This is a genomic window from uncultured Acetobacteroides sp. (genome assembly GCF_963667355.2).
In the GTDB taxonomy this organism is placed as follows: Bacteria; Bacteroidota; Bacteroidia; order Bacteroidales; family ZOR0009; genus Acetobacteroides.
Map to the genome: position 1 here is coordinate 2,487,306 of NZ_OY763328.2, position 14,929 is coordinate 2,502,234.

The window sequence follows — 14,929 nt, forward strand, 5'->3', positions numbered from 1 at the left end:
TTAGTGGGTAATGGCTTGTATGCTGTTATGTCTGCTTGGTTGTATTTTATGCTTGTGCTACCTCTTTAGGCAAATTATTTTTTCAACTTCATTATCGCTTAGGAATATGTTGTCGGGATCTATTTTAAAGTAGAAATCGGGTTCTACCCCTTTTGCAACAGAACCGTTGGGTAGCGTATACCTTCCTTGTGCAACCATTAAGTCGAGTTGGCTATTGGGTAGTTTATCCGTTAGCGCTCTACTAAAGCAGTCGGTTGCCTCTCCTGTTTCTTCGCCAACTAGTATTCCCCGCTTCGATCTTTTAAACCAGTAGGAGAAATCGGCGGCAGCTGAGCAGGTGTAGGCACCCTGCAAAATGAAGATATTTCCCGAATAGCCTTTGGGGTTGCATTCTACCTTAGAGTTATCTCTGATTTTGTATGTTTCTCCAATTGGTGTATCCCTTAAAAAAAGGATGCTGTTGGGTACTAGCAAACGGTAGAATACTCGGTTAAACAGGTTCTCGGCCCTATACCTATCAACATATTCCGTTGCCTTTTTCTTCGAGGCATCACCAACTTTTCCCTCATAATCTTGAGTGATGTGAAAGCTGGGGTGCTTAATGTAGCTGGTGATGGTATCGTTGCTGTAGTCGCTGCCACCGGAGTTGTTGCGGATATCAACAATCAGATTCTTTATGCCTAGCGTGCTTAGCGTATCGAAGAAGGTTTTCATCTTTTTTTGGACTACTTCGTTGTTGTTGATATTGCAGTTGAAGTAGTAGATAATGGCGGTTGATAGTTTTTGATTAATTTTCATAACTGCATCATCGATCTCGTCGAAATCCTTATTGTACTTGAATCTTTCGGTGAAATCGAGTTTATAGCCTACCCGTTTATCTTCGAATACGTGCTGTTCTGTTATATTGACTGTTGCTGAGGTGTCCTTATACGCGATGGTGAACGTAAATGGTGCGCTTATGCCCAACAGGTTAACGTAGCTTGTTAGGTAGTCCTCATTGGTTTTATGGGCAGGTTTAATTCTTTCATTTATAAGGTAGCGGTTAAGTTTTGCTATTACCTCCTTAGTTGGGCATCCGTTTATGGCGGTTACCTTGGTTGTTGCATTAGCATATTTATCCCGGATAAATATTTCGCCGTTGGCATCTACGTGTACGATCTTTGGTAGTGCCTGAAAGGTTGTATCCTGATCGAGAAAACTGAAGAGGATAGCAGTATGGCTGTCGAAAAGATGGTTGAGGGTGCCGATCCGCTTGGCAAAGTCGTAGGTGCACAGCGAATCGGGGAGGCTGCTTTCGAGCTTGCTCTTCTCGCGTTCGACCGAATCCTTCGAGCAGAAGAAGTAGGGGGTGGGGTGGTGCTGCCTAAGGGTGTTGAAGAAGTAGACGATGTCGGCTTTCATCTCTGCCTTGCTCAGCTTTGGCGCTTTTTGTGATACAGAGTCTAAACTAGCCATACATAGCATGGCAATCATTAGTACTCTTATTTCATTTTGATATTTTGTAAATAGCATGAAATCTATTTTAATTTAATATTGTGCCTATTCTGGCATCTGAAATCATAGTGTAGGTATAAACGAGTCATTAGCGCTAATCAGGAATCCTAATTACTTTTTGAAGCTGATTATCGCCCTAATTTCACTCTCACTTAAAAATATGTCGTATCGGTCTGTTTTAAAGTAGAAATCGGGTTCTACCCCTTTTGCTACAGAGCCATTGGGCAAGGTGTACCTACCTTGTGCAACCATGAAGCTGAGTTGGCTATTGGGCAGCGCATTTTCTAATGCATTACTAAAGCAGTCGGTAGCCTCACCTGTTTCTTCGCCAACGAGTACTCCTCGCTTCGACTTTTTAAACCAGTAGGAGAAATCGGCGGCAGCTGAGCAGGTGGAGGCTCCCTGCACGATGAAGATATTTCCCGAATAGCCTTTGGAGCATCTTTCAACCTCATCGGAGACTTTGCATCTGTACTTATCTCCAACGGGGAGCTCCTTTAGGAGTAGAATATGATTGGGGATCAACAAATGGTAAAAGACCCTGTTAAATAGATTCTCTGCTCTATACGTATCTACATATTCTATCGCCTCTTTTTTTGCTTCTGGGTCGACTATTCCCTCGTAATTTTGCTTGATATGAAAGTTGGAGTGCTTGATGTAATTGGTAATAATATCGTTGCTCTCATCTCCTCCTCCTGTGTTGTTACGAATATCTATTATTAGGTTTTTTATATGTAGGGTGTTTAGCGTATCGAAGAAGGTTTTCATCTTTTTCTGGACCGCTTCGTTGTTGTTGATGTTGCAGCTGAAGTAGTAAATAGTTGCGGTTGATAATTTTGTATTAATTTTCATAACGGCATCATCAATCTCGTCGAGATCCTTATTGTGCTTGAAGCATTGGGTGAAATCGAGCTTGTAGCCTACCCGCTTGTCCTCGAATAGGTGCTGGTCCGTTATGTTGACGGTTGCCGAGGTGTCTTTGTAGGCGATGGTAAAGGTAAATGGTGGATTAATATTTAGGAGATTGATGTATCGTCTTAGGTAGGATTTCTTGACACTTTGGAAGGGAATTATTTTCTCATTTGTAAAGTAGCTGTTGAGGCGTGTCATTACTTCCTTGGTGGGATATCCGTTTATGGCTGTTACCCTAGTTGACGAACTTGTGAACTTATTTCTTATGTAGACCTCGTCGTTAGAATTTAACTCAATGATTTTAGGCAGTACCCGAATGGTGGTATCCTGGTAAAAAAAATTGAAAAGGATAGTAGTATGGCTGTCGAAAAGATGGTTGAGGGTGCCGATCCGCTTGGCAAAGTCGTAGGTGCACAGCGAATCGGGGAGGCTGCTTTCGAGCTTGCTCTTCTCGCGTTCGACCGAATCCTTCGAGCAGAAGAAGTAGGGGTTGGGGTGGTGCTGCCTAAGGGTGTTGAAGAAGTAGTCGATGTCGGTTTTCATCTCTGCCTTGCTCAGCCGCTTGTTTACCTGGGCTGATGCGCTAGCTCCCGCCATGCAGAATATGGCAAGGAGCAGGGCTACGGCTACGGGGGCTTTTCGTTTGTAATGTGTAATGGTATTCATTGTTGGTTCAATTTTTTTTTCGATGGGGTAAACTTACCATCCTTCCCTCTGCTATTTCTGGAGTCTACAACTTTTTTGTTAAAAATAAATTTTTGGTTGGTTAAAAGATAGAAATCTATATAATATCGCTAGAATTGGTTTCTAGTGGAAAGGGTTATATTATTGTATAGCCCCCCTAAGATTATTAAAAAATCGCTCAATCAATCTCCTGTCTTTGGTGATAATTTCAGCATTAGCGGTCATGCCTACCTTGCTGGATAGCGTTTTTCGATAGTTGGTTACCAGCCCCTTGTCGAACGAAACCCTACCCACAAATAGGCTATCGTTAACAGGAATTTTAGATACGTAAGATACTCTACCTTCTACAATGCCAAACTCCTGATAGGGGTAGGCGGTGAATTTAACCTTTACCTTTTGGCCAACGGCTACCTTACCCAGTGCGTACTGAGAGAATCGAATTTCGCCGTTGTACCTGTTGCTGCTTGGTACAACATAACAAAGTTCATCACCCGCTTTTAGATTTATACCTTCTTGGATTAGTTTCGAATAGGTGACCATCCCATTGATAGGAGCGGTAAGTAGGTAGCTGTTCTTCCATTTTTCTAATTCGGCTTTAAGCGTATTGAGTTCTTGTAAGAAGGTTGCCTTTTTGATGGCTATTTGGTTTTCAAGCTCCATAATTTCTTTCTTCTTTGCGATGATGCTACTCTGTTGGCCTATTACTGTAGACTCCATCTGCTTTACGGTTCCCCGCTTGGCGAGGTATTTACTCTCAATATTCTTAAGCTCCAATAACGCAATAACCTTTTGGTCGTATAGCATCTTATTTACGTTATATTCACGCGCTGCGATCTCAAGATCTTTTGCCTGAAGGTCTTTTTGGTCGAGCGTATTGCTCAGCATTTTCTCCGATAGCTGCAGCTCGTTTTTTAGTAGTCCGTACTTTTTGAGATAGATACCTGTCGAAAGGTAGTTTTGTAGGTCGATAAAGCTGTTCTCGAAGGTCTGGTAGGATGCTTGCAGCTCGCCGAGGTATTGATAGGTAGGTTGCCTAAGTTGCACCAACTTGTCATACATTCTTTCCGATACAAGATGATGCACAATACTTAGCGAAGAATCCAATCTGGCAACATCCTTATAGTTGGCTATGCTTTCCATTACTCCAATCGTTGCGCCTTTTTGCACCTCCTGCTGGTCGTTTACCTGTAGGCTCATCAGCTTACCTGATGTTTTTACTACTACTGCTTTGGGATAGCTTACGGTGGTAAGGCTTAGCCTGGCGGTTACCGTTTCGGGGTATTTTACCAGCCACGATACAACAAGCAGAAGAAGTAGAATTAGCAAAAATACGGTGATTCCCCATCGGAGTATCCATCTGGGCGTTTTGGATATTATTTCTTGTATCTCTTCGCTTCGTGCTTCCTGAATGAGGAACGACTTGCTGACAGCCTCGTTCTCCTTTTGGTCTATAATTTCCGGCATGGTTTCCTAGTTTGCTAGCTCAAGCTGGTTTCGTACCAACTCGAAGTATTTTCCCTTTTGTTCCACCAGTTTGCTGTGGGTATTCTGCTCTACGATTTCGCCTTTTTCGAGGACAACAATCTGGTCGGCATTCTTTACGGTGCTTAGGCGGTGAGCCACTACGATTACCGTTTTTCCTTTAAAGAATTGCTCAAGATTTTCCATAATCACCTTCTCGTTGTTGGCATCGAGTGAATTGGTAGCCTCATCAAAAAATATTACATCAGGATTTTTGTAGATGGCTCGTGCAATTAGTATTCGTTGCTTTTGCCCTTGGCTTATGCCGTTCCCTTCGGCCCCAATCTTGGTAGAGGCTCTTAGCGGAAGACTCTCTATAAAGTCGGTAAGGTTTGCCATCTCTATGGCGTAGTTGAGTCTTTCTATATCGGGGTGCTCATCGGCAATGGTTATATTGTTGGCAATGGTATCCGAAAAGATATACCCCTCCTGCATAACAACACCGCAGCGGCTGCGCCATAGGCTGTGGCTGATATTCCAAAGCGACGATTTCCCTACTCGAATTTCGCCTGATGTGGGTTTGTAGAACTTAAGTAGCAGCTTAAGTAAAGTAGTCTTTCCGCTACCGCTCATCCCTACAATGGCGGTTGTTTTGCCATATGGAATGTTGAGGTTGAGATTTTTCAGCACAGGCTCCTCTCCGGCACCAGGGTAGGTAAAGGATAGGTTGTTAATTGCAATATCAGCCTTAGGTGGAACCTCCTGCAGCAGCTGCACCTCGGCAGGCTCTTCATCTTCCTGCGCATGTATCTCGTTGAGGCGCTCGAGGCTTATCTTTGCATCCTGCAGCGATTGCACAAAGCCAAGAATCTGCTCTATGGGGCTGTTTAGCTGACCCACGATATACTGCATGGCCATCATACCCCCAAGGGTAAGCTGACCGTTTATTACGGCTTGGGCTGCCAAGAAGGTGATGAATATGTTTTTCCCCTCGTTGATGAAAAAGGTTCCCACCTGCTGGTACTGGCTTAGCGTAAGGCTCTTCATGTTTTGCCGGAACGACTTTGCCTGGATATGCTCCCACTCCCAGCGGCGCTGTTTCTCGCAGTTGTTCATCTTTATCTCCTGCATGCCACCAATAAGCTGCACCAGCGTGCTCTGGTTTTGCGAGGCTATATCGAAACGCTTAAAGTCGAGGTCGCGCCTTTTCTTTAGGAAGAGCACAATCCAGCTAATGTAGAGTATGCTTGCCAGTACGAATACCCCAAATATGGTAAGGTTAAAGCTGGCCAGCACCACGCTAAACACCACCAGGTTGAACATGGAAAATAGCGTGCTAAGCGAGCTACCTGTTAGGAACGACTGTATGCGCCCCTGATCGCCGATGCGCTGCATGATATCGCCAAACATCTTGGTATCGAAGTACGAGATGGGCAGGCGCATAAGCTTAATCAGGAAGTCTGACAGAATGGAGATGCTGATGCGGGTGCTCATATGCAGCATAATCCAGCTGCGGATAAAATCTACCGTAATCCTGCCAAATAGTAGCATAACTTGGGCTATAAGCACCAGGTAAACGAAGCTGAGGTTGTTGGTGTTGATGCCAATATCCACCACCGACTGCGTAAGGAACGGCAGCACCAGCTGCAGTATGCTACCCGCCAGCAGCCCTAGCATTAGCTGTGCAATAAGCTTGTGGTGCGAGCCAAGGTAGCGGAAGAGTAGCCCGAAGCTAATGCCCTTATTCTCTTCCCCCTCCTCCTCGTAAAAGCGAGGCGTAGGCTCCAGCAGCAGCGCAATGCCCATATTGGACGTTTTGCTGCTGTTCTGCCACCCCTCTATAAACTCCTCCTTGGTGTACTTTATTAGCCCCTTGCCGGGGTCGGCCACGTAAACCCTATCCTTTGCAATCTTGTACACCACCACAAAGTGGTTCTGCTGCCAGTGCACAATGCAGGGTAGGGGCATCTCGTCGCGCAACCGCTCGTACGAAATCTTAACGCCTACCGTACGGAAGCCAATGCTCTCGGCGGCCTCGCCAATGCCTAGCAGCGACACCCCTAGGCGGGTAATGCCCGAGCGCCTACGCAGGCTCTCTAAGCTGTAGCTGCGGCCATGGTGTTTGGCAACCATGCGCAGGCAGGTGGGGCCGCAATCCATGGCGTCGTACTGTTTAAAGAAGGGGGAATCCAATATTTTTTAAGGTTTGATGATAAAGCTAAAAAGAGGCTGTCTCATTGTAGAGACAGCCCTACATGATGGTTAGCTTATCTGAAATTCATCTTGCTAAAATGGAATTTCTTGCATTTTAACTTTATAAAGAGAGTGAATATGCCTTACCCTATCTCTTATTATTAATTAGTACAATAAACCTTTTCCATTATGTTCTCCGCACACCTACCATAGGCCTCCCCTCCTCTACAATAACTACATGTTAGGGTAGGACAAAGTTGACCACTTCCGTTGTATACATGACATTCCCCATCAGTTGGTACACTAGGACCAACTACTTTTCCGCCTCCGCCTATAACATTTTTCTTCTCCTTCTTACTTAAAATCTCCGATGCCATAACATCAGCAATACTTAACTTCTTCATAGTACTATCTACTTTTTATGGTTTTCAAAAAGCAGCAAAAACTTTAGATTTGTTCGATTTTTGTTTGTTCTGCCACTTCGGCTGGCAGGGCATCCCGGTTGTGGCGGCACCTAGTGCTGCTGCAATCTTTTTTTTGCTTGGTTTTGGTACTACTTATTAAATGGAATTATTTATCAAATTCACAATTTATTGTATTTGTAGTAATTCTTATAGTTCTTCAATTTCGCAATAGCAAACAATAGTGTCTATATTGAATTTTATGCGAGATCGAATCTTTTCAGCAGCATCAGTTTCTGATAGAGCACATGTATTAGCCTGCATATATGAATGTCCAGTATTAATATCGCAAGCACAGTTTCTTAAGAATCCTCCACATTGTGTGTTGTTTGTGCTAACACCTCCCACAACATTTCTCTTCGACTCTTTACCTAGAACTTCTGAAGACTTGATATCTGCAATTGTTAACTTTTTCATAGGAATCTCTGCTTTTGTAGATCAAAAAGCAGCAAAAAATTTAGATTTGTTCGATTTTTGTTTGTTCTACCTATTTGGTTAGTAGTTGTTTCTATAATTGACATGACAATTAGTCTACTAGTGAACAGCGACACATTACACCGTGATCAAGCCCTGCTTCTGAGAGTTCCTTATTACTGCATCCAGAAACCTCTATCCCACCTGCAAAGCATCTAACACCTCCTAATCCATCATAGTGATTATCATATCCACCAACAACAATTAGTCTCTCGTCCTTACTTAAAATCTCTGAGGCCTTAATATCGGCAATACTTAATTTTTTCATAATCGTGCCTGCTTTTTATAATTCAAAAAGCAGCAAAAACTTTAGTTTTGTTTTGAATTTTGTTTGTTCTGCCACTTAGGCTGGCAGGGCATCCCGGTTGTGGCGGCACCTGGTGCTGCTACAACCTTTTTTTAGGCTAGGTCTTGACTTTAGGTTTTAGTTAAACATTTTTCCTATATGCTATAGGCTATACTTTAAGTCGTAGAGATCCATATCCAGCTTCCAGCGGTAGCCGTTAACGTATATGGTTGGTGTGGCATTAATACCTAAGCCTTTTGCCCATTCCTGCTGGGCTTCCAGCCGTTGGTAAATATGCTCATCTACGTTGGATGGGTATTCTTTTATCCAATTCTCGTAGTTGTGCTCCTTAAACCAAGCCTCGAGTGCACATCGTAACTCTTCGGGCGATAGCTTCGATGCAAGGGCAAGCATATGGGCTGCAACTTTTGTCGATTTGTCCTCCCTATTTCTTTTTGCAAGAAAGCGGAATTGGACTTTAATACTATTGCCAGCCTCCTTTAGCAGCTCGTTTAGCGTGTCGAACGACTTGGCGCATGGACCACAGTAGGGATTAACCACTTCTGTTATGATAAAGGGTGCATAAGGGTTGCCCAAGATTAACTCGCCTTCCATCATAGGTATTTCGGGGTGGTCGCTTTCGGCGAGTATCCCTTTTATCACCTCGGGCTTGCGCTTGAGGCGTGTATATAGAAACTCGAAGCGCTCCAGCGGCATCTTCTCCTTTAGTACGGGTTTTATCGCTAACCATTGCAGCGATCCGGATAGCACGCTAATGCTGCTAGCCCAACAGATGGTAACGTAGGGATGCTAAAACGAATGCTCCTGGTTGCTGCTGCCAGTACAGCTCCGACTAAATAGAACCAGAACAACTTGTTAAATAATTAGGATTACATTGAAAAGAGGAGCTAGACTCGCAGCACTGAACCATATCTCCAATGAGTTTGTTAAAACAAAAAAAACAGTCAGATCGTTTTACAGTACCTCCTACAGTGTTTTTTCTCTCTTTTTTACTTAAAACTTCTGAAGCCTTAATATCGGCAATCCTTAATTTTTTCATAATCGTGCCTGCTTTTTATAATTCAAAAAGCAGCAAAAACTTTAGATTTGTTTGATTTTTGTTTGTTCTGCCACTTAGGCTGGCAGGGCATCCCGGTTGTGGCGGCACCTAGTGCTGCTGCAACCTTTTTGTTTTAGGTTAGGTCTTGACTTTAGGTTTTAGTTAAACATTTTTCCTATATGCTATAGGCTATACTTTAAGTCGTAGAGGTCCATATCCAGTTTCCAGCTGTAGCCGTTAACGTATATGGTTGGTGTGGCATTAATACCTAAGCCTTTTGCCCATTCCTGTTGGGTTTCCAGCCTTAGGTAAATATGCTCATCTACGTTGGCTGCATATGCTTTTATCCACTTCTCGTAATCGCGCTCCTTAAACCAAGCCTCGAATGCACATCGTAGCTCTTCGGGCGATAGCTTATCGGCTAGGGCAAACATGTGGGCGGCAACCTTTGTCGATTTATCCTCCCTATTACTTTTTACAAGAAAACGGAATTGTACCTTAACGCTATTGCCAGCCTCCTTTAGTAGCTCGTTTAGCTTATCGAACGATCTGGCGCATGGGCTGCAGTAGGGAGCTACTACTTCGGTTATGGTAAAGGGGGCATTGGGATTGCCAAGAACTATTTCTCCTTCCAATGTTGGTATTTCGGTATAGTCGCTTTCAGCAAGTATTCCCTTTATCACCTCGGGCTTGCGCTTGAGGCGGGTGTAGAGGAACTCGAAGCGCTCCAGCCGCATCTTCTCCTTTAGTACGGGTTTTATCGCTATCCATAGCAGCGATACGGATAGCACGCCAAATGCTGCTAGCCCAACAGATGGTAGCGTAGGGATGCTAAAACGAATGCTCCCGGTTGCTGCTGCCAGTACAGTTTCGACTGTTAATGTAGCCGCTACGCCCATGCAGAAGGGGCACCACTTTTTTACCACCGCCAGCTGGTAGGTCACAGAGAATAGTATAAAGGGGAGAGTTAGCACCGATAGCCATGCCAGTAGCAGCAGCATATCGGCAAACATACCTACTATTGCCGATAGGACTAAGGCAATGGTGGTGCTGAAAAAGTAAACGATTCCGATATCGGCTAGCTTTAGTACTCCGAAAAGTGCGGAGGCTTTCGATGTAAGCACCTCGTTACATCCGGTACTCTTGGTTAGGGTGCAGAGCTTATCGGTAAGTGAACTGTCGATACCTAATTCGTGTGCTGCGAGTAGCGCTACAAGGGAAATGCCAATAAGCTTTACCACCAGTAGCGATGCAAAGGGGATACTTTGCGATTGCCAACCGGCTGCTGCTAGTAGCAGTAATAGGCCTGCGGCTACTGCCCAATATGCGATCCTGTTAATGGAGGTGCTCGACTTCTCGCTTGCGGTTGGTTCGCCCGACTGCTCGTTGGGCTCGGCTAGCACGGCAATACCGCTCCATATCTCCTGAAACTGGTGTAGGGGGTAACTCTTCCGCTCGTAGGTTTCGGTGGAGAGTATAGCCTGCTGCTGATCTATGTCATGCAGCAGTCCAAAGGTTCCATTGCGCTCCTTCATATATAGGAGAACGGGGTACTCCACCTGTCGTAGCTGTTCGATGGTTGCCCTAAAGGCTACGTTGCTTATCCGATATTCGTCGAGCACTCCCGTTATGCCCTGTAGGCTGGGGTAGTCGGGATGTGTGAGAAGTTGCCTTCTAAGATTTTTAGTGGTATGTGGCACGCTTAGCGTTTGCAGCAGCTTGGCCATTACGGTTTCTACATTATTTTTCATATAGGGGTATTGTCATGCTAAGTGTTAAAATAAAATTGTTTGCTACAAGTATAGGTTCCCCCGCTCCTGTAATACGCGAGTTACTTGTTATTCGTCAAACTTTATATCGAAGTTTACCTCGTGCGAGTAGAAATAGGTCTTGCGAATGCTGTCATACTCTATAGGTGCGCCCATAGCCTTTAGGTCGGCAAGGTTGTCGAGCAGCCGGCTCTCCGAGATGTGGAGTTCCGCGGCCAGCTGCTTGGGCGTTCCAGTAGATTGGGTTCTAATTTTGTGGTGGATGGTGGTAAATCGGTTGAGGTATTTTGCTAAGCTCATTTTAGGATTGTTTAGTTATTCGATGGTGCAAACTTACAATCATTCACTCTACTATTACTAGAGTTTGAGTCTTTTTTGTTAAACTGCCATCTGTTTAAGCTAAAAGTTTGGAATATTTTTTATACATTCGAAATCGGGTAGGGGAACGAGCCCTTACGAAACAAAATACCTAACAAAAAAAACTAGTCTCACTATGGCACTAGACAACCTAATTTCGGTAACCTTTACGGAGGCCGAGCTCAAGGAGCTGGACGATGCCCTAGCGGTGCTGGAGAAGGTGCTCAGCGGGAAGGTGATCAACCTAACCAAGGAGCAGCGCATGCAGTACGGTAGGGTGAAGTACGACATGGAGGTTTGGGTGAATAAGACGTCGAGCTACATTTACAACAACGCACCGCTGGTGCCTGCGTACGTAAATGCGGCCGAGCTGAAGGTCGACATGGCCGCTCACGCTATCCTTAACCCCCGTATCGATAGGCTTTCGGGCATCCTTCAGGGGATGGTGGATACCAACTCGCTTTTGGGCGCCGATATCTACAACTCCTGCATGAGCTTCTACCGCTCGGTAAAGGTGGCTGCTGGCAACGCCCCTGGCGCGGCTCCGATCTACAACGATCTGAAGCAGCAGTTCCCTGGCGCTCCAGCGAAGAAGACTACTCCTACGAAGTAGCGTCCTTCCGCTTGCTCTCGAATCCCGCCTTACCCGCTAAGACGGGATTTTTTATGCCCAGCGGGTATGGGCAGGGTGGCAATTACCCCCTCGAAGGTGGTTGTTACCCCCTACGAGGGGGGCAATAAGCTGCTCGGAGGGGGGTGGTAACCCCCTCGATGGGGGGCAATAACCAGGTCGAAGGGGGTAATTGCCCCCTCCAAGGGGGTAATAACCATCTCTGAGGTGGTTACTGGGTCTCCTCCTCCTCCTCGTAGCCCAGCTTAAAGGCAATGGGGCGGGTGTAGTAGTAGGTTCTGCGGCTGCGCGAGTAGGCGATGGGGCCATCTAGGCGCTTCAGCACGTCGAGCAGCTCGTAGAGGTGGCTCTCCGAGATGTCGAGCTTGCGGGCAAACTCTGCTGGAGTGCCGGTGGTGGCGCTGCCGATGAAGTGGTGGGCGCCCACCAGGCGGTGAGCCAGCTTGAGGATATCCATAGGTTAGGTTTTTGGTATAGTTACGGGGCTAATGTAGCAAAAATGGGGCAGAACCTTTGGGTGTTGCCCTGCCATCTGGGCGAATTCGGTGGTGGGGAGGTGTAGAAGGTGTGGCAGGTGGCTAGCGCAACGGCACTACCTACTCCTGCTGGGCGACAGCTCCATCCATTTACCCTCGCAGTCGACAAATGGCCTGCGGGGTGGGGTTTCCATAAACATTTTGGGGTAGCTACGGCGCACCAGCTCCTCATCGTACACGGTTTTATCCTCGCTTAGCAGCAGCTGCTGCTCCAGCGTTGGCAGCCCAATCGATTGGCGAAGTTTGTTTAGGCAAGGGTAGTTGCGTACGGGGTGTATGTAGTATAGGCTATCCTTTCTGCTATAAGATTTGGTTGAACCAAAAATTATTCGAGTAAAAGCATAGGGGCGGTCTGCATCTCCAAGAGCAATTTTATCTATTGCTCTTGTAATCATATTAGGTTTAAAGTCGCCTTGTATAACCTGTTTTAGCAGGATGTTCGCTAGCGAGTCGAAGAGTTGACTAGCTTGTGTATGACAGAATATAGTGGTAAAATGGTCAGTCCTGCTATACCCTAATTCCTTTATGCCAGGAATCTTGCCAAGAACTTTTCGAATTTCGAGAATCCTGACAATGTTGGTGGAGTCGATTGCAGCCTGCTTATTCCTGTTGCTGTCGTAGTCTTTTTTGCGGTATAGCTGGTCTTGCCTGCAGAGGGAGTCGACGGTGGCGCACAGCGGCGAGCTGTACTTGTGTGGCTTAATCTCGGTTATACGCCTGCCTAGGGCAAGGCTATCTTCCTTCTGAAGGAGATCATCGAGATCGAAGCCTAGCGTTGCGGCCTGCTGGTAGTAGTGCTGGGCAAGGCTGGTGTCCTTCATCTTTGCAGCGTTACGGGCGGCCTCCCGTAAGTTCCAACCCTGAGGTGTTTCCACCATCTTAAATGCCTGCTGGTACAGCTTGTCGGCCTTTTTGTACTGTCCCTTAAATGTAAGCAGCTCGGCTCTATTTACCAGCTGGTAGTAGGGGAGATAGCTTTGCGTAAAGGCTGGTTGCGCTAGGTATAGCGTCAGCAGTAGTAAAATAATTTTTCTCATGTTAAATTTTTTTGATGGGGCGAAGGTATGGAAAATGGGACAGGCCTTTGGGTGCTGCCCCTGCCATCTCGGCGAATTCGTTGGTGTGGTTATCCCTGACAGGGGGGGCAAACCCTGTAAGGGATGTGAGTAGGTATTTACTTTTTATTGGCCATCCTCAGCAACTCCAGCAGCTCCTGCTCGCTGTATGATGTCTTAAAGGGGTTGATGTTGAAGGGTACGTCGGGATCGGGCTCCTTGAGGTATACCATCTTTTTACCTTCGAAGGTCACATAGCCTCCCTGCCTTACCGATATCCCGAACTTAACCTTGCTGTTGGGGAGGGTAAACTTGGCGGGGTAAACGTACTTGGGGTTGGCGGAGCCACTTTTCTCGCCAAGTATCTTGCCCGCCTTGGCAAGGCGGAAGAACCACGCAGTATTAGAGCCTGACGAGAAGGTTCTATTGCTTACCAGCATGTACACCTTGCCGCTGTAGCCGTCGGTTACGGCAGGGGTATGCTGGAAGATGGTGTCGGTAAGGTGACCGCCAGCAGGTATTTTCGTGCACTTTTTAATAGCGTTTCGCGTTTTGCTCGACAGGTGATTCGCCGAATCGGATTTGAGCACTTGCCTTATTTTTCGTTGGATATCACTATACTCTTCTTTTGACATTCTTCCGTTAACGAAGACGGTCTTCCTATACGGCCCATGGTTTACTTTGCTGATGAGGTAAGCCCCAAAGTTGTCATCACCCCCTTCGTTCCGAGAGTTGTCGATAATGAGGTGCTTTATATTTTTTCGTTTCAGTTCGATGAAGCTGCTTTCGATTTGTCTCTTGAAAATTTCCGCATTTGCAGGTTTGCAGGTGTTGAAGTAGATTATTCCTATGCTCGATTTGGGGTAAATAGTGCAGCCGAATTCCTTACGGGGTAGCTCTCCTGAGCTGCGATGGAATATAGAGTTGCTCGAGGGGTATGTACCTTTTATGGTAAGAGAAGTGTCGCCGCTTGGGGTGCGAACCTTTACATGGTAGGGAGATAGTAGGCCACATCGTTTAAGCAATACAGAGAAATCCTTTTCAATTTCCACTTTTCCACAAACACCAGGATCGGAGCTTATCATTCTACTCATCACATCTAGGAGCTTGCTGCTGGGAATTCCGTTTATGCTGGTTATTGTATTCCTGACAGGTAGCTGTGTGTCGTCTAAGCTTAGCGAAAGATCGCTGTTAATTTGGACTACAGGAGGAAGAACAAGGGTATCCTTTTGGGTGAATTTCAATGAGGGTGAATCTATATGCGAGTGCCCATCGAGCAGCCCGTTGAGCTTGCCCAGCTCGTTGAGGAATTCATCTTTCGTTAAACCATCATCAATCTTATGAAGTAGTGAAGTCTTAATGGAGTCCACCTGGCGGGGTGTTGCCCGGCAGTAGGGGTTGGGATGGGTGTTAAGGAAGCTGGTAAAGAAGTAGGAAACGTCCTCCCTCATCTGAGCTTTGGTTAGCTCGCTATTCTTGGGTGCGCAGCTGGCAAGTGCAAGCATCAGCGCGAGCACGGTTAGGCGCTTTAGTGAAATTTTCATGCTATGGTAGGT

General features: G+C 46.0%; 15 protein-coding genes. 1 reads left to right on the forward strand and 14 read right to left on the reverse strand.

Annotation, left to right across the window (positions count from 1 at the left end; translation table 11 throughout):
* Positions 1-57: 57 nt before the first annotated feature.
* The 11 genes from ACHZA1_RS10295 to ACHZA1_RS10345 form a co-directional block, all read right to left on the reverse strand.
* Complete coding sequence (locus ACHZA1_RS10295; protein ID WP_320051797.1) at positions 58-1,512, reverse strand: S41 family peptidase; 1,455 nt, start codon at positions 1,510-1,512, stop codon at positions 58-60.
* A gap of 93 nt (positions 1,513-1,605) precedes the next feature.
* Positions 1,606-3,072, reverse strand: a complete 1,467-nt coding sequence (locus ACHZA1_RS10300) for a S41 family peptidase (RefSeq protein WP_320051798.1) — start codon at positions 3,070-3,072, stop codon at positions 1,606-1,608.
* Between the two features lie 159 nt (positions 3,073-3,231).
* Complete coding sequence (locus ACHZA1_RS10305; protein ID WP_320051799.1) at positions 3,232-4,554, reverse strand: HlyD family efflux transporter periplasmic adaptor subunit; 1,323 nt, start codon at positions 4,552-4,554, stop codon at positions 3,232-3,234.
* A 6-nt stretch (positions 4,555-4,560) separates the two neighbouring features.
* Positions 4,561-6,711 carry a peptidase domain-containing ABC transporter gene (locus ACHZA1_RS10310; protein WP_320051800.1) on the reverse strand — a complete coding sequence of 717 codons (2,151 nt, stop codon included), beginning with the start codon at positions 6,709-6,711 and terminating at the stop codon, positions 4,561-4,563.
* 194 nt (positions 6,712-6,905) lie between these two features.
* On the reverse strand, positions 6,906-7,148 hold the full coding sequence (locus ACHZA1_RS10315; protein ID WP_320051801.1) for a hypothetical protein: 243 nt from the start codon (positions 7,146-7,148) through the stop codon (positions 6,906-6,908).
* Positions 7,149-7,355: 207 nt separating this feature from the next.
* Positions 7,356-7,622 (reverse strand): hypothetical protein, encoded by a 267-nt coding sequence (locus ACHZA1_RS10320; RefSeq protein ID WP_320051802.1) that lies wholly within the window; start codon positions 7,620-7,622, stop codon positions 7,356-7,358.
* Between the two features lie 109 nt (positions 7,623-7,731).
* Positions 7,732-7,947, reverse strand: a complete 216-nt coding sequence (locus ACHZA1_RS10325; protein WP_320051803.1) for a hypothetical protein — start codon at positions 7,945-7,947, stop codon at positions 7,732-7,734.
* A 180-nt stretch (positions 7,948-8,127) separates the two neighbouring features.
* Positions 8,128-8,736: a thioredoxin domain-containing protein gene (locus ACHZA1_RS10330; RefSeq protein WP_320051804.1), complete on the reverse strand. Its 609-nt coding sequence runs from the start codon at positions 8,734-8,736 to the stop codon at positions 8,128-8,130.
* An 82-nt stretch (positions 8,737-8,818) separates the two neighbouring features.
* Complete coding sequence (locus tag ACHZA1_RS10335; protein WP_320051805.1) at positions 8,819-9,025, reverse strand: hypothetical protein; 207 nt, start codon at positions 9,023-9,025, stop codon at positions 8,819-8,821.
* A gap of 182 nt (positions 9,026-9,207) precedes the next feature.
* A complete protein-coding gene (locus ACHZA1_RS10340) occupies positions 9,208-10,776 on the reverse strand; it encodes a vitamin K epoxide reductase family protein (protein ID WP_320051806.1) in 1,569 nt (522 codons plus the stop codon).
* Between the two features lie 87 nt (positions 10,777-10,863).
* Positions 10,864-11,094 (reverse strand): hypothetical protein, encoded by a 231-nt coding sequence (locus ACHZA1_RS10345; RefSeq protein ID WP_320051807.1) that lies wholly within the window; start codon positions 11,092-11,094, stop codon positions 10,864-10,866.
* 193 nt (positions 11,095-11,287) lie between these two features.
* Here ACHZA1_RS10345 and ACHZA1_RS10350 point away from each other — a divergent pair, with 193 nt between their 5' ends.
* On the forward strand, positions 11,288-11,764 hold the full coding sequence (locus ACHZA1_RS10350; RefSeq protein ID WP_320051808.1) for a hypothetical protein: 477 nt from the start codon (positions 11,288-11,290) through the stop codon (positions 11,762-11,764).
* Positions 11,765-11,993: 229 nt separating this feature from the next.
* Here the strand turns inward: ACHZA1_RS10350 and ACHZA1_RS10355 are convergent, their stop codons facing one another.
* The 3 genes from ACHZA1_RS10355 to ACHZA1_RS10365 all read right to left on the reverse strand — a co-directional run bounded on the left by ACHZA1_RS10355 (position 11,994) and on the right by ACHZA1_RS10365 (position 14,917).
* The gene (locus ACHZA1_RS10355) at positions 11,994-12,239 is read right to left on the reverse strand and encodes a hypothetical protein (RefSeq protein ID WP_320051809.1); all 246 of its coding nucleotides are present in this window, start codon (positions 12,237-12,239) and stop codon (positions 11,994-11,996) included.
* A 135-nt stretch (positions 12,240-12,374) separates the two neighbouring features.
* On the reverse strand, positions 12,375-13,355 hold the full coding sequence (locus tag ACHZA1_RS10360) for a tetratricopeptide repeat protein (protein ID WP_320051810.1): 981 nt from the start codon (positions 13,353-13,355) through the stop codon (positions 12,375-12,377).
* A 137-nt stretch (positions 13,356-13,492) separates the two neighbouring features.
* Positions 13,493-14,917 (reverse strand): S41 family peptidase, encoded by a 1,425-nt coding sequence (locus ACHZA1_RS10365; protein ID WP_320051811.1) that lies wholly within the window; start codon positions 14,915-14,917, stop codon positions 13,493-13,495.
* Positions 14,918-14,929: the final 12 nt, after the last annotated feature.